This is a genomic window from Thermotoga sp. 2812B (genome assembly GCF_000789335.1).
Lineage (GTDB): Bacteria > Thermotogota > Thermotogae > Thermotogales > Thermotogaceae > Thermotoga > Thermotoga maritima.
On the sequence record NZ_CP003408.1, the window covers coordinates 1,604,145 to 1,628,321 of the forward strand.

The 24,177-nt window shown below is 46.2% G+C and carries 21 protein-coding genes; 10 read left to right on the forward strand and 11 right to left on the reverse strand.

What is annotated here, in order from left to right; translation table 11 throughout:
- Position 1 precedes the first annotated feature (1 nt).
- The gene (locus tag T2812B_RS08265) at positions 2 to 208 is read left to right on the forward strand and encodes a zinc ribbon domain-containing protein (protein WP_008195544.1); all 207 of its coding nucleotides are present in this window, start codon (positions 2 to 4) and stop codon (positions 206 to 208) included.
- On the opposite strand, the gene T2812B_RS08270 is transcribed toward T2812B_RS08265, so the two are convergent.
- From T2812B_RS08270 to T2812B_RS08280, 3 genes are read right to left on the reverse strand one after another with little or no spacing between them, the layout of a single operon-like run.
- Complete coding sequence (locus tag T2812B_RS08270; RefSeq protein WP_004080162.1) at positions 205 to 705, reverse strand: methylglyoxal synthase; 501 nt, start codon at positions 703 to 705, stop codon at positions 205 to 207. The genes T2812B_RS08265 and T2812B_RS08270 overlap by 4 nt on opposite strands.
- A complete protein-coding gene (locus T2812B_RS08275) occupies positions 698 to 2,629 on the reverse strand; it encodes a sensor domain-containing diguanylate cyclase (RefSeq protein WP_008195548.1) in 1,932 nt (643 codons plus the stop codon). The genes T2812B_RS08270 and T2812B_RS08275 overlap by 8 nt, the downstream gene beginning before the upstream one ends.
- Positions 2,626 to 3,765 (reverse strand): aldo/keto reductase, encoded by a 1,140-nt coding sequence (locus T2812B_RS08280; RefSeq protein WP_008195551.1) that lies wholly within the window; start codon positions 3,763 to 3,765, stop codon positions 2,626 to 2,628. The genes T2812B_RS08275 and T2812B_RS08280 overlap by 4 nt, the downstream gene beginning before the upstream one ends.
- A gap of 73 nt (positions 3,766 to 3,838) precedes the next feature.
- Here T2812B_RS08280 and smc point away from each other — a divergent pair, with 73 nt between their 5' ends.
- From smc to T2812B_RS08310, 6 genes are read left to right on the forward strand one after another with little or no spacing between them, the layout of a single operon-like run.
- Positions 3,839 to 7,351 carry a chromosome segregation protein SMC gene (smc, locus tag T2812B_RS08285; protein ID WP_004080167.1) on the forward strand — a complete coding sequence of 1,171 codons (3,513 nt, stop codon included), beginning with the start codon at positions 3,839 to 3,841 and terminating at the stop codon, positions 7,349 to 7,351.
- A 2-nt stretch (positions 7,352 to 7,353) separates the two neighbouring features.
- Complete coding sequence (locus T2812B_RS08290) at positions 7,354 to 7,893, forward strand: NUDIX hydrolase (protein WP_008195554.1); 540 nt, start codon at positions 7,354 to 7,356, stop codon at positions 7,891 to 7,893.
- Positions 7,890 to 8,483 (forward strand): hypothetical protein, encoded by a 594-nt coding sequence (locus T2812B_RS08295; protein ID WP_004080178.1) that lies wholly within the window; start codon positions 7,890 to 7,892, stop codon positions 8,481 to 8,483. The genes T2812B_RS08290 and T2812B_RS08295 overlap by 4 nt, the downstream gene beginning before the upstream one ends.
- Before the next feature lie 11 nt (positions 8,484 to 8,494).
- Positions 8,495 to 8,908 carry a flagellar export chaperone FliS gene (gene fliS / locus T2812B_RS08300; RefSeq protein WP_004080180.1) on the forward strand — a complete coding sequence of 138 codons (414 nt, stop codon included), beginning with the start codon at positions 8,495 to 8,497 and terminating at the stop codon, positions 8,906 to 8,908.
- Positions 8,905 to 9,744, forward strand: coding sequence for an N-acetyltransferase (locus T2812B_RS08305; RefSeq protein ID WP_008195558.1), 840 nt, complete (start codon positions 8,905 to 8,907; stop codon positions 9,742 to 9,744). Before fliS ends, T2812B_RS08305 begins: the two co-directional genes overlap by 4 nt.
- Positions 9,741 to 10,418, forward strand: coding sequence for a YjjG family noncanonical pyrimidine nucleotidase (locus T2812B_RS08310; protein ID WP_008195560.1), 678 nt, complete (start codon positions 9,741 to 9,743; stop codon positions 10,416 to 10,418). The genes T2812B_RS08305 and T2812B_RS08310 overlap by 4 nt, the downstream gene beginning before the upstream one ends.
- Positions 10,419 to 10,458: 40 nt before the next feature.
- Here T2812B_RS08310 and hcp read toward each other — a convergent pair whose 3' ends face one another.
- Positions 10,459 to 11,754 carry a hydroxylamine reductase gene (gene hcp, locus T2812B_RS08315; RefSeq protein WP_008195562.1) on the reverse strand — a complete coding sequence of 432 codons (1,296 nt, stop codon included), beginning with the start codon at positions 11,752 to 11,754 and terminating at the stop codon, positions 10,459 to 10,461.
- Between the two features lie 89 nt (positions 11,755 to 11,843).
- On the opposite strand from hcp, the gene T2812B_RS08320 reads away from it, so the two are divergent.
- The 3 genes from T2812B_RS08320 to T2812B_RS08330 are packed head-to-tail and all read left to right on the forward strand — an operon-like array spanning position 11,844 to position 15,008.
- Positions 11,844 to 12,449, forward strand: coding sequence for a Crp/Fnr family transcriptional regulator (locus tag T2812B_RS08320; protein WP_008195563.1), 606 nt, complete (start codon positions 11,844 to 11,846; stop codon positions 12,447 to 12,449).
- Between the two features lie 11 nt (positions 12,450 to 12,460).
- Positions 12,461 to 14,317: an HD domain-containing phosphohydrolase gene (locus tag T2812B_RS08325; RefSeq protein ID WP_008195565.1), complete on the forward strand. Its 1,857-nt coding sequence runs from the start codon at positions 12,461 to 12,463 to the stop codon at positions 14,315 to 14,317.
- Entirely contained in the window at positions 14,295 to 15,008 is a 714-nt protein-coding gene (locus T2812B_RS08330) for an SDR family oxidoreductase (protein WP_008195567.1), read from the forward strand. The genes T2812B_RS08325 and T2812B_RS08330 overlap by 23 nt, the downstream gene beginning before the upstream one ends.
- Before the next feature lie 26 nt (positions 15,009 to 15,034).
- Here T2812B_RS08330 and malP read toward each other — a convergent pair whose 3' ends face one another.
- From malP to T2812B_RS08365, 7 genes are all read right to left on the reverse strand, one after another.
- On the reverse strand, positions 15,035 to 17,503 hold the full coding sequence (gene malP / locus T2812B_RS08335; protein WP_008195569.1) for a maltodextrin phosphorylase: 2,469 nt from the start codon (positions 17,501 to 17,503) through the stop codon (positions 15,035 to 15,037).
- A 160-nt stretch (positions 17,504 to 17,663) separates the two neighbouring features.
- The gene (locus T2812B_RS08340; protein WP_004080202.1) at positions 17,664 to 18,236 is read right to left on the reverse strand and encodes a hypothetical protein; all 573 of its coding nucleotides are present in this window, start codon (positions 18,234 to 18,236) and stop codon (positions 17,664 to 17,666) included.
- On the reverse strand, positions 18,233 to 19,357 hold the full coding sequence (hemW, locus tag T2812B_RS08345) for a radical SAM family heme chaperone HemW (RefSeq protein WP_008195572.1): 1,125 nt from the start codon (positions 19,355 to 19,357) through the stop codon (positions 18,233 to 18,235). The genes T2812B_RS08340 and hemW overlap by 4 nt, the downstream gene beginning before the upstream one ends.
- On the reverse strand, positions 19,354 to 20,202 hold the full coding sequence (locus tag T2812B_RS08350) for a thiamine pyrophosphate-dependent enzyme (protein ID WP_008195574.1): 849 nt from the start codon (positions 20,200 to 20,202) through the stop codon (positions 19,354 to 19,356). The genes hemW and T2812B_RS08350 overlap by 4 nt, the downstream gene beginning before the upstream one ends.
- Complete coding sequence (locus tag T2812B_RS08355; protein WP_008195577.1) at positions 20,203 to 21,879, reverse strand: 2-oxoacid:acceptor oxidoreductase subunit alpha; 1,677 nt, start codon at positions 21,877 to 21,879, stop codon at positions 20,203 to 20,205.
- The gene (locus tag T2812B_RS08360) at positions 21,876 to 23,345 is read right to left on the reverse strand and encodes a sensor domain-containing diguanylate cyclase (RefSeq protein ID WP_008195579.1); all 1,470 of its coding nucleotides are present in this window, start codon (positions 23,343 to 23,345) and stop codon (positions 21,876 to 21,878) included. Before T2812B_RS08360 ends, T2812B_RS08355 begins: the two co-directional genes overlap by 4 nt.
- 12 nt (positions 23,346 to 23,357) lie before the next feature.
- Positions 23,358 to 24,038, reverse strand: a complete 681-nt coding sequence (locus T2812B_RS08365; protein ID WP_008195581.1) for a metal-dependent hydrolase — start codon at positions 24,036 to 24,038, stop codon at positions 23,358 to 23,360.
- Between the last annotated feature and the right edge of the window lie 139 nt (positions 24,039 to 24,177).

Here is a 24,177-nt window from a genome sequence, read left to right on the forward strand (position 1 = left end):
AATGCCCACTTACACATTCAGATGCAAGAAATGTGGAGAAGAATACACAGTGTTCACCTCTTACGGCAAAATAGACGAGTTGAGATGTTCTAAGTGTAACTCGAAGGAGAAGGAAAGAGTGTACAGGAAGATTTCCTTCTCCGTTCAGGGTGGTTCTTCTTCCTCCTCGTGTGGTGGAAGCTGTGGAGGGTGTTCGGGCTGTAGCTAAGTCTCTTCCTCCTCGCCTTCCACCACTTTTCTGATTCTTCTTTCCAGTTCTTCTTCGTAGTCTATCTGAATCTTCTCGTACACATCGTTCATGAGCGGTGAGGAGATCAAGAAGTCCGCTGTGGATCTTGTGATGGCGACGGGGATGTTGTACACTGTGGCTATCCTGATGAGCGCTTTCACATCCACATCGTGTGCCTGAGGTTCCAGAGGATCCCAGAAGAATATGAGCACGTCTATCTTTCCTTCGGCGATCATTGCACCGATCTGCTGATCTCCACCGAGGGGTCCGCTTTTCAGTCGGTGTACTTTGAGACCGAGTTTTTCCTGAAGGAGAGCGCCGGTTGTACCTGTAGCGTAAAGCTCGTGTTTGGAGAGCGTTCCAAGATTGAAGCTCACCCACTCAAGAAGATCTCTCTTTCTTCTGTCATGTGCTATGAGAGCGATCCTCTTCTTTTTGTCCATGAATATCTTGTACCTTCTTGGTCTGTCAGACATTCTCTCTCCCCCTCTTCTTGCTGAATTTATTCATGTACATCCTTTCATCTGCGACCTTCAGGAGTTCTTTCACACTCTCTCCGTCTTCGGGGAACACGCTGATACCGTAGCTAAAATTCACAAAAAACTGCTTCCCATCCACCAGAACAGGTTCTCTGAAGTGCTCTTCTATTCTCTTCATGAGAATTTCCGCTCCCGTTCGATCCGTTTCAGGGAGTACGATACCGAATTCGTCCCCTCCTAGTCTACCAACTACATCCGATTTTCTCAGAAGCGAAGTGAGTCTGTTTACAAACTCCTTCAGAACTCGATCTCCAACCAGGTGGCCTTTTGAGTCGTTTATACGCTTGAAATCATCAAGATCGATGAAGACGAAGGAGAGTTTTCTGTTGTACCTCTTTGAAAGGTTGATGAGGTAAGCGAGTCTGTTTTCGAACGCTTCTCTGTTGTACACACCCGTCAGGGAATCGCGTTCGGCAAGCCAGAGGATCCTCTCCTCCCCCTTCAATTTCCAGTAGATGAGTTCTAGGTAATTTTTCAAAAGTCTGGCCATCTCAAAAAGTCTCTCGTCGGTTTTTCCACAGCCGATGAGAAGCACTGCAAAAGTTTCAGTTTCGTACTCAAGAGGAATTCCCAACATTTCATTCTCACAATCTATGTCTTCCGGTATCCTGGACAAAATCTCTTCGAAAGAACCGTTGAGAGAGGCTGTCAGAACAAAATTCCCGTTCTTTTTTTCGTACAGGGCCACACTCTTTGAACCGAACACTTCACCGAGCGGAGAAAGATACTGTTTGAACACGAAATCGTTCCATCCGAGCGATAGAAGGCTTTTTGAAAGATCCAGAAGAAGCTGATAGAATTTTTTGTCACTTTCCAGAGATGTGAGATTTTCCTTCAATTCTGTGATGTCAAGGCCTGTCACCATCACTCTGTTCTCCTCAAGGGGTATGAACACCCATCTTATGACTCTTCCATCTATTCTACCTTCATGCACCATTTTTTCTTTGAACGATCTTTCAAAAGTTTCGTGTGGAAAACTTTCGTGGAACATGTCGAACCAGTTTTTGTTCAGAAGCTGTTCTCTGTTCACTCCCAAAAGTTTGCAGCCTGCTTCGTTCACGTCTTCAACCGTTCCATCTTCTCTCAGAATCACACTCAAAACGGGAATGTTGTTGAAATAAGTGAGGAATCTTTTTCTTTCTTTTCTGATCTGATCCTCTATTTTCCTTATATCATCGATGGGGCGTGCGATTTCCTGAATCATGGCGAGCTTCTTTTCTTCGTATACCGGAACCAATTTGCACTCGCACAGAACGGTCTTTCCATCCTTTGAGAGAAATTCCCTTTCCAGAGTCTTTATCCCATTCTGTGAAAAATCCAAAATTTGAAGCAACACCCTTTCTTCACCTGGCTTAGAAATCTCCTCTATGGTTTTTCCGAGAAGCTCGGCACGGGCGTATCCCAGGAATCTCTCGGCGGCTGGATTCACATCAACGATCTTTCCAGATGGGTCGTAGTATATCACCATGTCGTTGTTTTCGTCAAAGAGTCCTCTGAACATCAGGATGAATCTTTTCAGTTTTAAAAATACTCTGAAAATTCCAATTAGAAGCAGAAGAGAACCGGCCACGTAAAAGATCAATTTGACTGCATAGAACAAAGGCGGATAAACAAAGAAAAATTCCAGAAGATTCATCAGCGCGCCGAGAAACAAAGAAACGCTTCCGAAAAGAACCACGTACGATCTTGTCAGGGAAAACAAAGTGTTCAGCAAGAAAGATCCAAAGAGAAAAAGAACTCTGGGAAGGGCAATTTCCCAGTGAGTCTTTAGGCCAACATCAAGAGAAGTGCCGATCAGAAGAGAATAAATGATCAGGAAGGCGGTGCCCACGAGGAGCACCGGCCAGATGAGTTTTTTCATTTGACCTCTGCCAGCTCCCTGTGAACTTTTTTCAGAAGGTTCGGTATGTCGAGCTTTTGCGGACACTTGCTGAGGCATTCACCACATTCAACGCAGAAAGAAGCGGCGGATTTTTGACTTTCTAGCCATTTGTACGTTTTTCTTCCACCTTCCCAATCTTCGAACATGACGGTTTCGTTGTACAGACGGAAGTTTCTGGGGATATCCACACCGTTCGGACACGGCATGCAGTATCCACACTGGGTGCAGTTTATCACAGCAAAAGACTCGAGGGTTTTTCTTATCTCTTCTATCATCTTCATATCTTCGTCTGTGAGATTGCCGGGAGTGATCTTGCTCATGATATCTATGTTCTGTTTCACCTGTTCGAGGGTGCTCATTCCACTCAATATGGTGGAAACCTCCGGATGATGTCCAATCCATCTGAAGCTCAGTTCTACCGGAGACCAGTTCTTGTTGTATTTCCTCAGAATTTCCATGACCTTCTCTGGAAGTCTTGCGAGCTTTCCACCTTTCAGAGGTTCCATGATCACAACGGCAAGTCCCTTTGATCCAGCGTATTTCAACCCTCTCAGTCCTGCCTGGTAGTTCACGTCCATGTAGTTGAGCTGTATCTGGCAGAAGTCCCAGTCGTACCCATCGACGATCTCTTTAAAAACTGGATAGCTGTCATGGAACGAAAAGCCCGCAAATCTTATCTTTCCTTTTGCTTTCGCTTTCTCGAAGAAATCGGAGAATCTCAGATTCTTGATCTTCTCCCATCTTTCTTTGTTCAGTGCGTGCATGAGATACATATCAACGTGATCCGTCTGGAGTTTCTCCAGCTGTTCGTCGAGAATTCTCTCAAAATCTTCGTGTTTTTCCACCTGCCAGACGGGAGATTTGGTTGCGAGAAAAACTTTCTCACGGTATCCGTCTTTCAGTGCTTTTCCCACGACTTTTTCACTGTTTCCTCCGTGGTAAGGATAGGCCGTGTCAACGTAGTTCACACCGTGATCGATGGCGTAACGGATCATTTCGATGGCTTTCTCTTCGTCGATGTTTGAATGATCCTCTCCAATGACGGGGAGTCGCATGGCTCCAAAACCGAGGAGCGACGTCTTCACTCCGGTTCTTCCGAATTCTCTGTACTGCATATTTTCACCTCCTTTCAGTTATCAATTTTATCACTCCACAATGATAAAATCTAACGTGTGGGAGGGGATCGGTTTGAGACTGAAAAAACTCTACTTAAAAGGTTTTAAATCCTTTGGAAGACCTTCCCTGATAGGTTTCTCCGATCGCGTGACCGCTATCGTTGGTCCCAACGGTAGCGGGAAATCCAACATCATAGATGCCATAAAGTGGGTGTTCGGTGAACAATCGAAGAAAGAACTCCGCGCGAGTGAAAAGTTCGATATGATCTTTGCTGGATCGGAGAACCTTCCACCGGCTGGCTCTGCCTATGTGGAGCTTGTCTTTGAAGAAAACGGAGAGGAAATAACCGTGGCCCGTGAGTTGAAGAGAACGGGAGAAAACACTTACTACCTCAACGGAAGCCCGGTTAGATTGAAAGACATCAGGGATCGCTTCGCGGGTACCGGTCTTGGAGTGGATTTCTATTCCATTGTGGGACAGGGACAGATAGACAGAATCGTTAATGCCTCACCTGAAGAACTGAGATTGCTGCTGGAAGAGGCGGCGGGTGTTTCCATATACAGAGAGAAGAAAAAGGAAACAGAGCTGAACCTCGAAAGGACGAAAGCGAACCTCGACAGGGTGAAAGACGTTCTGTTTGAGCGCGAAAGGCAGATGAAATCTCTCTACCTCAAAGCCAAACGCGCTGAGAGGTTCAAAGAGTACACGGCCCAGCTCGAGGAACTTCAAAAGATCTACTACGGAAACGTTTTGAAGAGAGAAAGAAAAAAACTGGAGTTCTACCAGGAAGAAGAAAAGAAGACAAACGAGAAGATAAAGAACATCCAGAAAGAACTGGTGGAACTGGAGACGAAGTGGAGCACCCTGAGAAGTGAGTTCGGAGAGATGGACCAGGAAATAGAACGCTACACGAAACTCCTCGAAGACTACAAGAAAAGACAGAACGACCTCGTGGAGATGAAAGGATTCTACTCTTCAAAGCTCGCAGACAGTGAAAACAAGTACGTGGAATTGTCCACCAGGCTCGATGAACTGGAGAAGCGAAGAGAAGAGTACAAAAAACGTCTTGAAGAGATGGAGTACATATTCAAAGGAGTGATGGGAGACTACGAGAGGAAAGCGAAAGAGCTCGAAAAGTTCGAAAAAGAGAAAGAAAATCTCCTTTCGAGATTCAACGATAAGGAGAAAGAGTTTCTGAGGGTCAGAGACGAAATCTCCAAGTTAGAAAAGCAGATACTCAAACTGGAGAACGAACTTTTGAGGATAGGAGAAACGCTCGAAGACCTCGAAAAGAGGAGAAAAATAACAGAAAATCAGATACTAACGAGGAGAAGAGAGCTCGAAGATAAAAAGAACGAGTTCAAAGAGATATCCAGGCGTGTGGAAGAACTCGATGAAGAGGAGAAAAAATTGACAGAAGAATTGAACGCTGTTCGTGAAAGACTGGAAGAGATCGAGGGAGAGATCAGAAGGGTCAATCTGGAAATAGACGCGAAAGAGAAGAGATTGAGAGAGATCCAGTTCGAAAAAGAAATGATCGAGCGTGATATGCGAGAGTACCGTGGATTCTCGAGGGCGGTGAGGGCAGTCTTCGAAGAAAAGGAGCGCTTTCCCGGACTTGTGGACGTGGTTTCGAATCTGATAGAGGTGGATGAAAAGTATTCCCTCGCTGTGAGCGTGCTTCTCGGTGGGACGGCTCAGAACATCGTGGTGAGAAATGTGGATACAGCGAAAGCGATCGTGGAATTTTTGAAACAGAACGAAGCGGGAAGGGTGACCATTCTTCCACTCGATCTGATAGACGGTTCATTCAACAGGATATCCGGTCTGGAAAACGAAAGAGGATTTGTGGGGTACGCTGTTGATCTGGTGAAATTTCCTTCGGACTTGGAAGTTCTGGGAGGATTTCTCTTTGGGAATTCCGTGGTGGTGGAAACACTAGACGACGCGATCAGAATGAAGAAAAAATACCGCTTGAACACCAGAATCGCTACCCTCGACGGTGAACTCATAAGCGGAAGAGGAGCCATAACAGGAGGAAGGGAAGAAAGATCGAGCAACGTGTTTGAAAGACGCATAAAATTGAAGCACCTGGAGCAGGAGATGGAAGAAACAGAGAGACAAATCGCAGAAAAGAGGGACGAACTGGCCAGTCTGAAGACAGAACAGGAAAACCTGAAAAATCAGGAAGCGCTCGTTCAGAGGGAACTGTTCGAACTCTCCAGGAAATCGTCTTCGACCAAAACCGTTCTGTCCGAGATCTTGAGATCTATCAATCAGCTTCAGGAAGAGGTGGAAAATCTGGAGAAGCTCCTGGTTGAGTACAGGGCAAAAGAGGAAGGACTGAACGCGAGAAGAGAAAAGATCTTCGAGGAGATCGACGAGCTGAAGCAGAACAGAGAAAACCTCCAAAGATCGCTGACCGAATACTCCGAAGAACTCGAGAAAGAAAAGAAGATTCTCGATGAACTCAACGAAAAGATCTTCACGCTCAGGGCAGAGGTTGGAAATCTTTTGGAAACAAAAGATCGATACGAAAAGGAAATGCGCGACACGGGAAAAATGATAGAACGCATTGCCCGGGAAACAGAAGACATAAAACTGCAGATGACAAGCCTTGAGGAAGAGATGGAAAACTACAGAAAGTTCATAAGAGAACACGAAAGAGAAATCGAGCATTTGAAGAAAGAAATGGACAGTGTGTTCGAAGCCATGAAACTTCACAGATCAGGTAAAGAAGAAAAGATGCGAGAGCTTCAGGAAGTAGAAAACAGGATGGACGAACTGAAGGAAGAAAAGGAAAGATTGAGAAATCACCTCCACCAGATAGATCTGGCTCTTCAGGAGACCAGATTGAAGATAGCAAACCTTTTGGAGGAGTTCTCTGGAAACGAAGAGGACGTTGAAGAGCTCGACGAAGAAAAGCTCGAGGAGATTTACAGACAGATAAAAGATCTGGAGAACAAAATAAAGTACCTCGGTCCTGTCGATCTCACGGCGATAGACGAGTACGAGAAACTCCGTGAAGAGTACGAGGAAATACTGAAACAGAAAGAAGATCTCGAGGAAGCAAAACGAAAACTCGAAGAGATCATAGAAAAAACGGATCGAGAAGCGGAGAGCTTGCTCTTCGACGTTTACCAGAGGGTGAACGAGAGTTTCAACAGGTTCATTTCTCTGCTCTTCTTCGGTGGTGAAGGAAGACTCAACATCGTTTCTGAAGCCAAGAGCATTCTCGATGCGGGTTTTGAAATATCCATAAGAAAGCCGGGAAGAAGAGATCAGAAGTTGAGTCTTCTTTCGGGTGGCGAGAAGGCGCTCGTGGGACTGGCTCTGCTTTTCGCTCTCATGGAGATAAAACCGAGTCCCTTCTACGTGCTCGACGAGGTTGATTCTCCCCTCGATGATTACAACGCAGAGAGGTTCAAGAGGCTCCTCAAAGAGAACTCGAAGCACACCCAGTTCATCGTGATCACACACAATAAAATCGTGATGGAAGCGGCCGATCTTCTACATGGGGTGACCATGGTGAACGGTGTGTCGGCCATCGTTCCGGTAGAGGTGGAGAAAATACTGGAGGTGTAGCGATGAAGTTCTACGAAGAGAAGATAGACAGTAAAAGAGTCTTCGAAGGAAAGATGATAAGTGTGAGGGTGGACCGTGTGAGGCTTCCAGACGGCAGAGAGTCCACCCGTGAAGTGGTGGATCACCCCGGTGCCGTGGTGATCGTTCCCGTGCTCGGTGGGAAGATTCTGTTCGTTGAACAGTACAGGTATCCCATCGAGCAGGTCCTTCTGGAGCTTCCCGCAGGAAAGATAGATCCCGGAGAGTCACCGGAAGAATGTGCAAAAAGAGAGCTCGAGGAGGAAACGGGCTACAGGGCGAAGAAGCTCTCTTATCTTGGAAAGATCTTCACCACACCGGGTTTCACCACGGAAGTGATACACATATTCGCTGCCGAAGACCTGGAGAAAACCTCTCAGAACACAGACCCGGATGAATTCATCGAGGTTAAAGAAGTTCCCATTGAAGAAGCACTTTCTCTGCTCAAGAACGCGGAGATAGAAGATTCCAAAACCATCTGTGCGCTAACACGGTTTTTCTTTGCGAAGGGAGTGATTCGATGAAGGTGATCGTGAACGGCGAGGAGATAGTTGTTGAAGGGGTCCAGACACTGGGAGAGCTTCTGAATCGAGTGAGAGAAAACAAAGGGAATCTCGTTGTGAAGAGAATAGTTATAGACCACGAAGAACAACCTCTGTCCAGACTGGAAGACCTGAAACAGATGGAAATAAACGAGGAAATGGAGATCGAACTGGAACTCTCTCCGCTGAAGGATTTTCTCCTCGAAACGATTGAAGAGGTGCTCAGGTATATAGAACGGGTGAAACCTCTCCTCGGCAAAGTGGCGGACGCGGTTGTTGCTGGAACCACAGAGGGATACAGGAGTATAAACGATCTTGCCGAAGGACTGAACGCAATGGAGAACGTCCGTATGAACACTGTGAGGATCACTGGAATCAATTCGAAAGAACTCGGGCTGAAAGTCGAAGAGGAGAATCTGGTTCGTATCCTCACGGACTTTGTGAACGCTCTTCAAAGCAAAGATCTGGTGAAAATAGCGGATCTCATAGATGGAGAGCTCAAAGACGTTTTTGAATATTACGAAGAGTTTTTCAAGAGGGTTGAAGAGCTGCTTCAGAAAGAACCATCCTGAGAGGTGAAAAGATGAAAGAAAACACTTATCTTGAAAAGATGGTGATGACCGCAAGTCCTGCCAAACTCGTTCAGATGCTCTACGAGAAGGCGGTAGAGGTTCTGAAAGAGGCCGAGAATTTGCTGGCCGATAAAAAATTCGTTGAATTCAACGAGAAGGTGACGAGGGCGCAGGACATCATCACCGAGCTCAACCTCTCTCTCGACATGGAAAAGGGAGGAACGATCGCGCAGAATCTGAGAGCTCTCTACAACTACATGTTCCAGAGGCTCGTAGAGGGGAACGTGAAAAAGGATGTGGAGAAAATCAGGGAAGTTCGCGGGATGCTCGAAGAACTGCTCGAAGTCTGGAAAGAAGCTATGAAGAAAGCAGGGAACGTTACTCCTCCCGAAAAGAAGCAAGGGGGGTTGAATCTCATGGGGTGACAATAAAGAAAGCGAGCGAAGTTTCTGTGATAGATCTTGTGAACCTCGTGAATGAGATTTTCAAGGATTATGCGGTGCCTGTGAACTGGGATGTTTACAACTTCAACCTCGATGTGAGAGAAAATTCGATCTCTCTTGACGATTCTTTCGTGTTTTTTGAAAATGATGTTCCGGTGGGATTCATCCTACTGTGCATAAGGAAAGACAGGGGTAGAATAGACTCCATGGGAGTGATCAAACCGAAGAGAGGAACGGGACTTGCGGATATGATTCTGAAACATGCTCTGGAACATCTCATGTGGAAAGGTGTAAAAAGCGTTGTTCTTGAGGTTGTAGCGGATGATCAAAGGGCGGTTCGATTTTACGAGAAGAACGGTTTCAAAAAGAGAAGAGAGCTCTACAGTTATTTCTTCGACAGAAGAATAGATGGAACGGGTTCGGTGAAGTTCTTCGAAACGGACGAAAAGAGGATCCACATGTATGCCCTCAAGGCGAGAACGGATTTTAAAAGAAACCCGAACTGGCAGAGGGAGTGTACCACTCTCCTTCTCGCAGATGGACGGTATCGAATGGAAAGGGCAAGCTGGAGAGACGGAGAAGGTTATCTGGTCTGGGGTGAGACTCCCCAGAGTGGCTTCATAGTGGACGCTTTTGCCCTGCGTGGAAGCATGGACGAGTTCATAAGAGAGTGTGTGGATCACATCCAGAAAGAGAGCGGAAAAACAGCTGTGACGTGCACCGCGGTGCCCGAAGACGATCCCCTTTCTCGTTCACTCGAGGTGAACGGCTTTCAGAGAGTTCTCGTACAGTACGAAATGGAGTTGAAATTGACTTGAAAAAGGGAGTTCTGTTCGATTTAGACGGAACGATTCTGGATTTTGAAAAGAGCGAAGATCAGGCTCTGAAAAGAACCTTCCTGAAATACGAAATTCCTCTCACCGAGGATCAGGTGTTTTTGTACAGAGAGATAAACAGGAAATGGTGGAAGCTGCTCGCGGAAGGCAAGGTGTCGAAGGATGTCGTTGTTGTTGCCAGATTCGAAGAATTTCTGAAAACACTGAACATCCCGCTGGATCCAAGGAAGGTTGCAAAAGATTATCTGGAGTTTCTCTCTGAAGAAGCCCATTTCCTTCCAGGTGCAGAAGAATTCCTCGAAAGACTGAAAAAGAAAGATCTTCGAATGGCTGCTGTGACGAACGGAGTCAGGTTCGTTCAGGAAAAAAGAAGCAGGAAGCTGAAACTCGACAGATTCTTCGAGTTCGTCCTCACCTCTGAAGAAGCGGGAGTCGAAAAACCAGATCCACGCATCTTCTGGATGGCACTCGAAAGAATGAAATTGGAAAAAGAAGAAGTCCTCTACGTGGGAGACGATCTAAGCAGTGATCTCGAGGGTGCCAGAAACGCCGGGATAGATTTCGTGCTCTTCTCACCTGACGGTGACTCCTCTGGAGATTTCCCAGTTGCAAGGAATTTCGGAGAACTGGAGAAGATAGTAGAAGAGCTTCTATGAGATTCGTGAAGTAAAAAAACCCGCCGGGCGGCGGGGAAAATCACACCTTCAGTATTTCTTTTATGTCCTTTTCCGGTTCCGAGATCGTTTTCAATCCGAACTCCGCGGTGAGCACTTTCAGAATGTCCTCGTTCACCCACGCGGGAAGAACAGGACCAACGTATATGTTCTTCAGACCGAGTGCGAGAAGTGTCCACAGGATCGCAACTGCCTTTTGCTCCATCCAGGTGAGAACGAGTGTGAGAGGAAGTTCTGTGACTTCCACACCGAAAACTTTCGCGAGTGCCTGAGCGATTTCTATCGCGACGATCGTGTCGTTACACTGTCCCACATCGATGAGCCTTGGGATGCCATCGATGTCTCCGAGATCGAGGTCGTTTATTCTGAACTTTCCGCACGCGAGCGTGATCACAACGGTTTCTTTCGGGAGTTTCTGAACGAATTCTCTGTAGTACTCGTTCCTCTTGAACGGCACATCACATCCTCCTACAACGAGGAAGTGCTTTATCTTCCCGGCCTCCACGAGTTCTTTTATTTTGTCTGCAAGAGAAACCACAACGGACGTGGAAAATCCTGTTCTGAGTTTGTAACTTCCCGGTTTTTCTTCAAGATCTGGCAGGCTCTTTGCCTTCTCTATCACCTCGGTGTAGTCGTATCCGTCTATGTGCTTTACACCGGGGAGTCTTGCGATGCTCGTTGTGAACATCCTGTCTCTGTAGGATTCAGAGGGAATCAAGACACAGTTCGAAGTTCCCAGGATGGCGACGGGGTACTCTGCGAACAGCTTTCTCTGATCGTACCAGGCTTTTCCAAGGTTCCCGACGAGATTCTTGTACTTTCTCAGACCGGGGTATCCGTGCGCTGGGAGCATCTCGGAGTGGGTGTAAACGTAGACGTTCGTTCCTTCGACCTGTTTCAGGAGTTCTTCGAGGGCTTTCAGGTTGTGCCCCGTCACGATGATTCCCTTTCCTTTCTTCGTTCCGGTTTCCACCTCGACGGGAGTGGGTTCTCCGTAGGTTTCGATGTGTGCCTTTTTCAGAAGCTGCATCGCTTTCAGATTCATTCGGCCTGCTTCGAGTGCGTACTCCACGAAGGACTGTGCATCGAAGTTCACGTTGGTGAGAGTGCTGTAGAGCGCTTCATCGAGGAAACCAGCGATCTCTGGATCGTCGTAGCCGAGTTCTCTCGCGTGGTAGTAGTAAGCAGAGATTCCTTTTATTGCGAAGACGAGGTTGTCCTGCAGTCTTGCAACTGTCGGGCTCTTCCCACAAACACCGTACTCTGTACAACCGGTACCATTCGCAGCCTGTGAACACTGGTAACAGAACATCTGCATACTTTTCCCTCCTTTTTCTGGGCTTTCCACTATGAAGTATAATTAGGTTGGAATAATCCTGTCTGTAACAATTGTTACGGGGTGAGAGAATGGATCTGAAAAAACTGCTTCCATGTGGAAAAGTGATCGTGTTCAGAAAAGGTGAAATCGTGAAACACCAGGATGATCCGATAGAAGATGTACTCATTCTCCTGGAAGGAACTCTGAAAACAGAACACGTCTCTGAAAACGGAAAAACACTCGAGATCGACGAGATAAAGCCCGTTCAGATCATTGCATCCGGTTTCATCTTCTCCAGTGAACCCAGATTTCCGGTGAACGTGGTGGCAGGAGAGAACTCAAAGATCCTCTCGATACCGAAAGAGGTTTTTCTCGATCTTCTGATGAAAGACAGAGAGCTTCTTCTTTTCTTTTTGAAGGACGTATCGGAACACTTCAGGGTAGTTTCTGAGAAGCTCTTTTTCCTCACCACAAAGACGCTCAGAGAAAAGTTGATGAACTTTCTGGTGTGTCACATGAACGAAAAGAGAGAATTGACACTCCCTGTCACCTTAGAGGAGCTCTCCAGACTCTTTGGCTGTGCCAGGCCGGCGCTTTCGAGGGTCTTTCAGGAACTGGAGAGGGAAGGTTACATAGAGAAGCATGGAAGGAGGATAAAGGTTCTCAAAAATCCTTTCGAACATGATAGAATCTGAACAGAAAGAGGGTGATAGGGATCAGGGGGATTGTTCTTCTCTTTCTGATTTTATCGATTTCGATCTTTTCTCAGCCCCTTCGGATAGCCCTCGATGAAGACTACGCACCATTTTCTTTTTACGATGAAAGCGGAAATCTTGTCGGAATCTCCGTCGATTTCTGGAAGCTTTTTTCAGAGAAAACTGGTGTGGAAGTCGAGCTTGTACCCGTGAAGTGGTACAGGGCGCAGGAATTGTTGACTGAAAGAAAGATAGACGCGATCGATCAGATCTTTAAAACCCCCGAGAGAGAAAAAGTCCTCTCTTTTTCCAGACCCATCTTCGAAATGAGATCCTGCGTGTTTTTCAGAAAAGACCTTCCCATAAAAGATTTTTCGGACCTGTCTTCTTACGTTGTCGGCGCTCTCAGAGGGGAAGGATCTGTAGAAACTCTTCGGGAGAAAAATCCGGATGTGGAATTCGAGTTCTTCGATGATTATTCCTACATCGCGAAGGCGTTGAAAGAGAAAAAGATATCGGTTTTCCTTGGTGATGATATAGTGGCAAGGTACTACCTCTCGAAGGAGGACCTCCTTCCAGAGTTCAGAACTCTTCATCTTGAGACGAATTATCTCCACGTTGCCGTTTTGAAGGGTAATGAAAGTGTTCTATCGCTCATAAATTCTGGACTGAGCCGTATTTCTGAGGGAGAAAAGAATGATATCATCAGAAACTACGTACCACTTGTCCTAGTGACACCTCCTTGGTTTTTGAGGGTGGTCTTTTATGGAACCGCAGCTTTCGTGATATCCTTTGGCATTGCCCTGACGTTCATCTACTCGTTGAGAAGAAAAGTTGAGGAAAGAACCCTTCAGCTGAAAGAAGCAAACGAAGAACTGAAAGTCCAGAACGAAGAGATAGAGGCCCTCTATCAGGAGGTCTCCGCGAGCCAGGAAGAACTCGAGAAGCTCTACGGTGAGATCAGAGATCTCAACGAGAGGTTCAGAGAATCGGTGAGGAGAATAGCCAAACTGGTTTTCATCGAAGATAAGTCCAGATTCTCTTTCGAAGTGGGACAAATCGTGAAATACCTTCTGAACGTGAAAGACTTGAAAGTGATTCTCGATGATCGTGCACCTGAAAAAGTCGAAGGAACGGTATTTGAAATATCCCATTCGAGTGAAAAATACGGTTACATTGTGCTGGAAGACGATCTCAGCGAAGATGAAAAAGGAGTTCTCGAGGCGCTTCTAACCATCGTTTCTGCCATATACACGTACAGAAAGTTGATAAGCAGAGAAAGAAAACTCTACAGAGACATCGTGAAAACCTGGGTGAAAGCTCTCGAGTATTACGATTATTACACGAAAGGACACTCGGAGGAGGTGGCTTATTACGCTGTTGAGATCGGAAGGATGTTTGACCTGGACGATGAAAAGCTGGAAAAACTCTACTGGGCAGGCCTTCTGCACGACATTGGGAAGATTTACGTACCCCAGGTTGTTTTGAACAAAACGAGTAAACTCGATGAACGGGAATTTGAACTGATAAAGATACACCCCGTTAAGGGATACGAGCTGGTCAAGGAGATCGACGGCTTCGAGGATGTTGCGATCTGGATAAGGCATCACCACGAAAGATGGGACGGAAAAGGTTACCCGGACGGTCTCAAAGGTGAAGAAATACCCTTCGAAGCCCGTGTTCTGTGTGTGGCAGATTCCTACCAGGCGATGAGAAGCGACAGGCCCTACAAGAGAGGAAAGAGCGTCGAAGAATCGATTCAAGAGCTGAAAAGAAATGCGGGACGGCAGTTCGACCCTGCTATCGTGGAGAAGTTCATAGAGTTTTTGGAAGGGGGAGGAGACCTTGGAACTGGGCATCAGGGGTAAAAGCGCTCTTGTTCTTGCAGCGAGCAGGGGTATTGGAAGAGCTGTGGCGGATGTTTTGAGACAGGAAGGAGCGGAAGTTACCATCTGTGCGAGAAATGAAGAACTTTTGAAGAGGAGCGGCCACAGATACGTCGTCTGCGATCTCAGGAAGGATCTGGATCTACTGTTCGAAAAGGTGAAAGAGGTGGACATCCTCGTTTTGAACACGGGAGGGCCGAAAGCAGGCTTCTTCGATGAACTCACGGATGAAGATTTCAAAGAAGCGATCGACAGTCTCTTTTTGAACATGATCAAAGTTGTGAGAAACTATCTTCCAGCGATGAAAGAAAAAGGCTGGGGAAGGATCGTAGCCATCACTTCTTTTTCTGTGATCTCACCGATAGAGAATCTCTACACATCCAATTCTGCGAGGATGGCCCTCACCGGATTTCTAAAGACACTCTCTTTTGAAGTGGCACCGTACGGTATCACAGTGAACTGTGTGGCACCGGGCTGGACGGAGACAGAGAGGGTGAAAGAGCTTCTCAGTGAAGAAAAGAAAAAACAGGTGGAATCTCAGATCCCCATGAGAAGGATGGCAAAACCCGAAGAGATAGCCAGTGTTGTGGCATTTCTCTGTTCCGAAAAGGCCTCTTATTTAACAGGACAGACCATTGTTGTGGATGGTGGGCTTTCCAAATTTCCGCTCTAAAGAAAAATGAGGGGCAGAGCCCCTCGTCAGAGAACCTTCTTCCAGACAACCGGTATTTCGGGCAGGAATTTGATAGGAAGCCTGGGGTGGTACGGTATGACTCTCACCGCGTAGAACCATCCGGGAGATCCAAGATGTCCAAGAACACCATTGGTGTAAGTGTAAACGAATCGATCGTTCTCTTTCCTGTACCTTCTGATGTGTATCACTTTCCACACTTCGAGATCTTCCATTCCCTCTCCTCTTCCAGCCACAAGTTCGACTATCACGTCGTTCGGTGTGAGATCGCCCAGTTTTACAGTTACTTCCACGCTCTTCGAATCTTCGAGAACGATGCGCTCTATGGAAACATTCTCCCAGTTCTTGAGGATTCTTTCTTTCCAGGCTCCGAGTTTTTCGACGTTTTCTCTTCTCTCCAGCCATTCCCTGTTCACAAGTCCCTTTATGTAGAATTTCTCCGTGTAGTCTTTGAGCATGCGGGTGGTACTGAATTTTGGAGCCACGCTCTTTATGCTTTCTCTCATCATAAAGATCCACTTTTCTCTGTTTTCGTAGTAGGTGGGGATTATTTCATTTTCGAGAAGCTCATACAGGGCTTCAGCGTCCCTTGGATCATCTGCTTCTGTTTCTGGAAGCACGCTTTCATCGCCTATCACCCATCCGTTTCTGCCGTTGTATCCCTCAACCCACCAGCCATCGTACACGCTCGCGTTCAGAACACCGTTCGCTGCGGCTTTCATTCCGCTTGTTCCGCTTGCCTCCATGGGCCTTCTTGGATTGTTCAACCACACGTCAACACCAGACACCATGAGTCGAGCCATTCCGATGTCGTAGTTTTCGAGTACGATGATTTTGTTCTTGAAATCAGGCATCTGTGAAACTTCGTAGATCCTTCTGAGAAATTCCTTTCCACCTTCGTCTCTCGGGTGGGCCTTTCCAGCGTACACAATGTAAACCGGCCTCTCGGAATTATTGACAATTCTCTTGAGTCTCTCCAGATCACTGAAGAGCAGAACAGCTCTCTTGTAAGTTGCGAACCTTCTGGCAAAACCTATGATGAGCGCGTTTTCACTGATCTCCGGCAGTGGCTCGTCGATTCCGAGTCTTTCATTTCTCCTTTTGATGGATTCTCTTATGTAATTTATGAATCGCTTCTTTGCGTTCAGATGCGCTTCCCAGAGTTCTTCATCGGGTATTCTGTCAACTCCGTACCATATTCCTTCGAGGTCAGTGTGTTCCCTCCAGACTCTACCAAGGTACCTGTCGAACAGTTTTCTCATCTCGCGGTTGATCCAGGTTCCCATGTGGACACCGTTCGTGATGCCTTCAATGGGGATCTCCTCCACCGGAACTCCCTTCCAGACATTTTTGAACATCCTTCTCGATACGTCAGCGTGAAGTTTGCTCACTCCGTTTATAAAGGAGGAGGTTCTCAAAGCCAGATACGTCATGTTGAAGCTTCCGTTTTCGTCTCTTCCAAGGTTCATAAGCAGTTCTCTGGATTCGAATCCTTCGAAGAACTTTGTCAGTTTCTTTTCCACAAAATCGTATGGGAACCTGTCGTGACCCGCGGGGACGGGAGTGTGTGTCGTGAAAACGGTGGTCTGTCTGACGATCTCGATGGCCTCGGTGAAGGAGTATCCTTCTTCCATGTAGCTCTTTATCCTTTCGAGGGATGAAAAAGCGGGATGACCTTCGTTCAGGTGGATGACTCCAGGTTTTATCTTGAGTGTTTTCAGGAGTTTCATTCCACCAATGCCGAGCAGAATTTCCTGGGAAATTCTCACATCAGGCTCGGGATTGTAGAGATAGTCGCAGATCTTTCTGAATCTATCCTCGTTTTCCTCGAAGTCCGTGTCGAGAAGATACAGTTTCACCCTTCCGACCTGTACCTCGAACACACGCGCTTTCACAGTATCGCTGTCTATGGGTACTTCCACGATCACCTGGTTTCCATCTTCATCCCTGAGAGGTTTCATCGGGAGTTCTTCGATGTCGTATTCTGGAAAGATCTCGATCTGTCTTCCGTCCCTGTCTATCTGCTGAGTGAAATACCCGTGTTTGTAAAGAAGACCTACGGCTATGAGAGGAAGGCCAAGATCACTGGCTGATTTGAGGTGGTCCCCAGCAAGAATACCGAGTCCTCCGGAGTAGATCGGAAGTGCTTTCGTCAGTCCGTATTCCATACACATGTAAACTATCTTTTCGTCCCATTCGGGATAGTTCACGTTGAACCAGGTGTCTTCTCTTTCCATGTAGTCTGTGAATCTCTCGAGCGTCAGTTCGTAGAGAGCGATGAAGTCCTCGTCTTTCGATAGTTCTTCCAGTCTTTCCTCTGAGACTTCTCTCAGTATTTTGACGGGATTTCTGTGTTCCTCCCACTTTTCTGAATCGATCATTCTCCAGAGCCTCTGAGCAGGTCTGGACCAGCTCCACCAGAGGTTGTAGGCAAGGCTCTCGAGCTCTTTCAGGTTCTCGGGAAGTTTCTCCAGCACAATTTCTCCTCCTCTCAGAGAGGTTTCTTTCAGAAGTATTCTACGTTGATTATAAGATGGTGTCAATTAAAAAATATTTCTGTAAACCAGAATACAGACATGATTAATGAAAGGAAATCTGAAAAGGACAAACTCCTCAAGGGAGGGTGATGAAGAAAATTCAGAACCCAGCCACTTCGTAGAGTTTGTAGGCTATCTCGTGTGTTCTTTTCTTCAGTTCCTCGAAGTTTCCGCGGAAGATTTTCCACAGGATCTTTGTCGTGTAGAGAAGAGAGAATCTGGAAAGCATGTTTCTGAGCTCTTCCGTGTTTTCGCTGGGAACTTTCACCATTATTCTGTCAAGCCACTCCTCATAAACACCGATGTGCAGTGAAGAACCTTCTGTTTCGTCTATGAGAGAATTTATAGAGTGAACCAAGTCGTAGAGGTGAAAGTACTTCGTGAGCTGAGAGATGAGTTTTTTGTCCACGTCCCAGTTGAGCTCTGCGGGTACCGGTTCATAATAAGAAAAAAAGACCACACCGTTTGGAAAATCTGCCGATGAGATCTCGAGTTCCCTTTCCATGAAAGCCTTGTTGTCGTAGTAACTCATCATAAAAACCGGCACCTTTTTCATCAGGAGTTTTAAATCCTCGGGATGAACTTTCAAACTTCCAATTTTCATGTTCAGATTGAGTGAAACCTTCTGTGGTTTTACAAAGAAATCGAGTCCTTTGTGAACTATGTGTGTCATCTCCCGCCCTCCCTGTACCATTCGATGAGATCAGAGAGTATCTTCTTTGAGAGATTCATGCCATCCTCGCTTAAGAAAATTTTACCATTTTTCACCTTCACATAACAAGGGTACTTTTTCTGTAACTTTTCTAGCAGAGGAAGGAGAGTTTTCACCCGGTTTAACTCAACTCCTTCCTTTATCCTCAAACCCATGAAGACTGTCTCCAGCGCTTCCTCTTCTTCTGTGTTTTCGTGTACGTACTCGTAAGGTAGTTCTCCTCTGGTAATTTTTTCCTCGTACTCTTTGAGATCAGAAACGTTCACGTATCGAAGCCTTCCGATGTGTCCACCTGCGGAAACACCAAGCCCCAGGTAGTTTTTATTTCTCCAGTAGAAGAGGTTGTGAAGGGATTCCTTCCCTGGTCTGGCAAAATTCGAGATCTCATATCTGACGAATCCCCGTTCTTTCAGAAATTCAACGAAAAGATCGTGCCGCCTTTCCACATCGTCTCCTTCGGGGAGTTCCACAAGACCCTTTTGAATGAGATCGAAGAGTTTTGCTCTTTCATCTATCTCGAGAAGATAGATCGAAACGTGTTGCGGTGAAAATTCTTCAAGGAAGCAAAAGTTCTTCTCCAGTGTGAGGTCGGTCTCACCGGGAAGTCCAAGGATAAAATCGAAGCTCACATTTTCGAACTGTTCCAGAACGATCTTTGCTTTTTTCTTGAGAGTTTCCTCGTTGTAGAGCCTTCCAGCGTTCTTCAGCACAGTGTCGTCGCAGGCCTGAACACCAAGACTGATTCTGTTGATTCCGATTTGTTTGTAGATTTTCAGTTTCTCTGTTTCAACAGACTCCGGGTTGACCTCGACAGTTATTTCAGCTGGTGTGAAACCTCTGGAGACTCTTCCCAGTTTCTCCAGAACCATTTTCAAAAAAGAAGGAGGGACAACGGAAGGAGTCCCTCCACCGAAGTAGACGGTTTTTATCTCGCTTTCGCTGAGTACTTCTTCGTAGAGATCAATCTCTCTCAGAAGATGAGAGAAATACCCGTCGAATTTTTCAGAGACAATGGAGTAAAAATCGCAGTACACACACTTGCTCTTGCAAAAAGGAACATGGACGTAAACAGCGAGTTTCATGACTTTTTGCTTTCGATCAACTCCTTCAGTTTTTCAAAATTCACTTCGTACTCGTAAAGAGGTGTTCTGTCCCCTTTTCTTGCGAGTTCCTCAAAGGTCTCTTTGTTCTTGTTCACGTAGAATATTCCAAGCGGGAGTTTTTCAGTTTCAATGGCCCTTTTGAAGGCGAGTTCTCTGTCTGTGGGATCGTGGTCTTTCAGGTAGTATGTGTTTTCTCTGTACCATTCGTACGTATTCAGCCTGTTGAAGGTAACACAGGGCTGAAGAATGTCTACAAGAGCGTATCCCTTGTGTTTCATCGCTTCTTTCAGTATGTCCTTTGTGAACTCTATGTCTCCTATGAAAGTTCTTGCAACGAAGGAAGCATCGAGCGCTATGGCAACAGCCAGAGGATTGAACGGTTCTAGGATCACACCGTCCACCTGTACGGGGGTTTTGAAGCCTTTCAGACTCGTGGGGGAAGCCTGTCCTTTTGTGAGACCGTAAACCTGGTTGTCGTGGACTATGTTCACGATATCCGGATTTCTTCTGATCGTGTGTATGAAGTGGTTTCCACCCTCACCGTACATACATCCATCTCCACTCTCTGCGATCACAAGAAGGTTCGGATTCGCCACCTTTATCGCCGTTGCTGCGGGAAGTGCCCTTCCGTGAAGCCCGTTGAACATGTTAACTCCAACGTACTGGGGCATCTTCGCCGCCTGTCCTATACCTGATACTATGACCACCTGTTGTGGATCGACGTTCAGTTCCTCCAGCGCTTTCATAAGAGCGGTTCTTATACCGAAGTTTCCACATCCCGGACACCAGGCGATGTCCCTGCTTATGTATTCATCCAGCCTCATTCACAACACCTCCGCTATTTTCTCTTTCAACTCTTCGACGGAAAACTGAAGACCATTGTACTTTAGGATTCTGTCCTTTATATGGAAACCTGTCACCTGGCGGATCAGATTCGCGAACTGCCCTGTCGCGTTTCCTTCCACTGCCACAACTTTCTCGGCCTTTTCGAAGTATTTCGCGACAGACTCATCAAGCGGCCAGGTTTGAGAAAAATGAAGGAGCGCCACACCGTCGAGACCTTCTATCGCTTCCTTTATCGGCTCCAGAGTGGAACCCCAACCCACCAGGAGAATGCGGTAGTCCTCATCACCGATCAGTTTTGGCTTCACAATTTCTTTTTTCAGAGTTTCTCCTTTTCTGAGCCTCTTGTTGACCATCCTCACACGTGTATCGAAATCTTCTGTGATGTGACCAAACTCGTCGTGTTCGTCGCTGTCGACTCTCACAAGGCCCTCGCCGTATCCGGGAAGTCCTCTTGGAGATATACCGTCTTCGGTGATGGTGTATCTGATATAGTCCTTGGTTGTTTTTATGAAGTATTTTTCTACTTTCAATTCGTTCAAATCAAAACCGGGAAGGTTGTAGTACGAGTCAACGAGGTACTGATCCGTCAAGATGAAAACAGGCACCTGGTATTTGTCGGCAACGTTGAAAGCTTTCTGCGTCAGATAAAAAGCTTCTTCCACGTTTCCGGGAGCATAAATGACCCTTGGGAAATCTCCGTGCCCAGCATATAGAGCCAGGTTCAGATCTCCCTGCTCTGTTCTTGTGGGAAGGCCGGTCGCGGGTCCAGGCCTCTGTGCCAGATGGATCACAGTAGGCGATTCTATCATTCCGGCAAGACTGAGTGCTTCTTCCATGAGAGCAAAGCCTCCACCTGATGTGGTGACAAGCCCTCTCGCACCGGCGTACCACGCACCGATGATCATGTTCATGGCGGCAATCTCGTCTTCTGCCTGTTCCACCACTATTCCGAAGTCGTTCTTGTGCTGGGAAAGAAAAACAAGTACGGAAGTGGAGGGAGACATGGGGTAGGAGGAGACAAAATTACAGCCTCCGGCGATCGCTCCAAGCCCCACAGCCTCCGCTCCATTCAGAAGAACCTCATTCTTTATCGATGGGTCTTTTTCAACGTCGAACCCGATTTTCTGGGAGAGTTCCAGACCTTTCTTGTATCCTTCCAGCGCAGCGCGGATGTTGTCGTTCACGATGTCTTCACCTTTACTGCTGAACTGTCTGGTGATCTGGTCTTTCAGAGCGGATTCATCGGCACCGAGCAGTCCAGAGAGAAAACCTATGGCAACTGAATTCGCGTATATACTCTTTCCAATTTGTTTTGCTATGTTCAGGAATGGAACAACAAGTTTTTCTCCGGGTGATTCTTTGATGAACTCTTCTTCACCGATGACCAGTGTTTTTTCTGTGATACGATCTTTCAGCCTTTCCGTTGCACCCTTTCCCAGGGGTATGAGCACGTCTATTCTGTCCACGAAGGAACGAACCCTTCTCGATGAAACTCGGATCTCTGTGGTGTTGTTTCCTCCTCTCACCCTTGACATGTACTCCTTGGTAGCAAACACGTGGAACCCGGAGTCTTTTAAAACCCGTGTTAGAACGTTCTCAACTGTCTGGATTCCCTGTCCCGCTTCTCCACTCAAGACGACGCTCACATCTTTCATTTTGAACCACCTCTCTTTTCGTACTTGTTTTTGTAGAGGAGATCGTCTGCTCTTGCAAGTGCTCTTTCTATCGGCACAAAACCGTCTATTTCCTCATAACCAAAGGAAAATTCAATTTTGAAGGGCAAATCTACATCTTTGAGGTTTTCTTCAACCCTCTTCAAAACACTTGCAGCGTTCTCTTTGGTGCTATCGACGAGTACCAAGAGAAACTCATCACCGCCGTATCTGAAAACAAGATCCGACTCTCGAACAGTTCTCTTAAGGGCTTTGACGAATTCAATAAGTGCTTTGTCGCCCATCAAATGTCCGTAGGTGTCGTTTATCATTTTCAAACCGTCCACATCCATGAGCACCAGAACGGATTTCTTATGATTTCGCCTGAGCCACGCCATGTGAGAGAATATCCACTCATTGAAGTAGTGCCTTGAATAAGCTTCGGTTAGAGAATCTTTCAATGCAAGTTCACGATACTTCTGATGAAGATGGTACTCTCTCAGATAGAGAGAAACCACTTCTGCAAACGTATTGAGAACACTGAAGAAAGAGGGGGTTATGTCTTCGTTCGAAAGAAAGACCATATGGTAAGAGGGCATATCTCCATCGTCCAGATGTAAGATAATGTAATAGATGCCTTCTTTCTCTAATTTTTCTATTTTTTCTTCTCGTGATTCTTCAAAATTGAATTCCGGTATCTCCTCCAGATTCGTATGAAACACGGGGATGTTCCTTTCGAATACGATTCCACCTGTGAAAACATTACTCGCCTCTATGATCTTCTGCAGGGCTTCTTTGAGAAATTCTTTAACGGAGATGGATTTTCTGAAAAGAAGCAAGAGGATGAATATGGTGCTCATGATCTTTTGAAGTTGCTGTTCGTTTGCCAGTGCTTTCCTCATGAAAAGATAAGTGTTCGCAAGGTTTCCCAGTGATTTCAAGACCTTTTTTGAAAGTTCTGAAAAACCAGGGTACGGGCTGTCGAGAGCAATGTTTCCCACAAATTCGTCTCCAGAAAACATACCCACAACAAGGCTCTTTCTTATACCTCGAAGAGTCTTTTCAAAGAATTTCCACATGTCTTCTGGAAGAAGACCTTTGTCATAATCAAGAAAGTTCACTTCTACTGGATCTTTTCCGGCTCTGAACAAATATCTGGATGGAAATCTCTTTCCAAACAAATCTACAGTGTGTCCCCTCGAGGTGACAAAGATCCAGTCCCCAGATGGAGTGATCCTGGAGACACTTCCTTTTGTTGCTTCCGGAACGACTTCCATCGCGATATTCAGAATTTTCTGAAAGAACTCTTCTTCGGGTGAATTCGGATCGAGTTTTGAAAGTCCATCAACTATGGTATCGAAACTCTTTTCCAGCCGTCTGTAGTACTCGATCTTCTTTCTCACATGACAGAAAAGATAAAGCGCAAACACAAGAAATCCGAACGAGAAAACGTAGAAGAAAACTTGCAAACTATTTCCCCCTCACAATTCTAATGATTCTCCCGGCTCAAGAATCACACATTCAACACCCTTTTCCTCGACCTTTTTCTTGAACAGCTCTACATCCGCAAAGATGAGTTCCCAGGTTCCGTAGTGCATGGGAACAACCTTCTTCGGTTTTATCATCACTGTCGCCCTCACGGCGTCCTCCACATCCATGACGAAATTTCCACCGATCGGAAGAAACGCAACATCCACGTTCTCTTCAGCGAGAAGTTCCATTTCCTTGGTCAAACCAGTGTCTCCTGCATGGTATATCTTCTTTCCCTCGGTTGTGATGAGAAAACCACCGGGATTTCCTCCGTAGATCATACTGTCACCATCGAGAATTCCGGAGCCGTGAACGGCAGGTGTCATCTTCACCCTTCCAAAGTCGAAGAGATAGCTTCCACCAATGTGCATGGCATGGGTCTTCACACCCTTTTTTCCGAGGTAATGACAGATTTCGTAGTTGGATATCACCGTGGAATCGTTTTTCTTCGCTATTTCCAAAGCATCACCGAGATGATCACCATGTCCATGTGTCACAAGTATGTAATCGATCTTTGGAAGATCCTCCAGCTTTACAGGACAAACAGGATTTCCTGAAATGAAAGGATCGATGATGATGTTTTTCTTTCCCTCTATCAGCACCACGGCGTGTCCCAGGAATGTGACTTTCATGTTACCACCTCCCACTTTAGATTATACTCTTTTCGGAAATTAACGTTGAAGAAGTAATGTGTTTGTTGAAAAATTTTTCTTTCTGTACTGGTGTTTCTTCTGTTGTAATGTTAGAATAGTTCTACGCAGATTACATTTC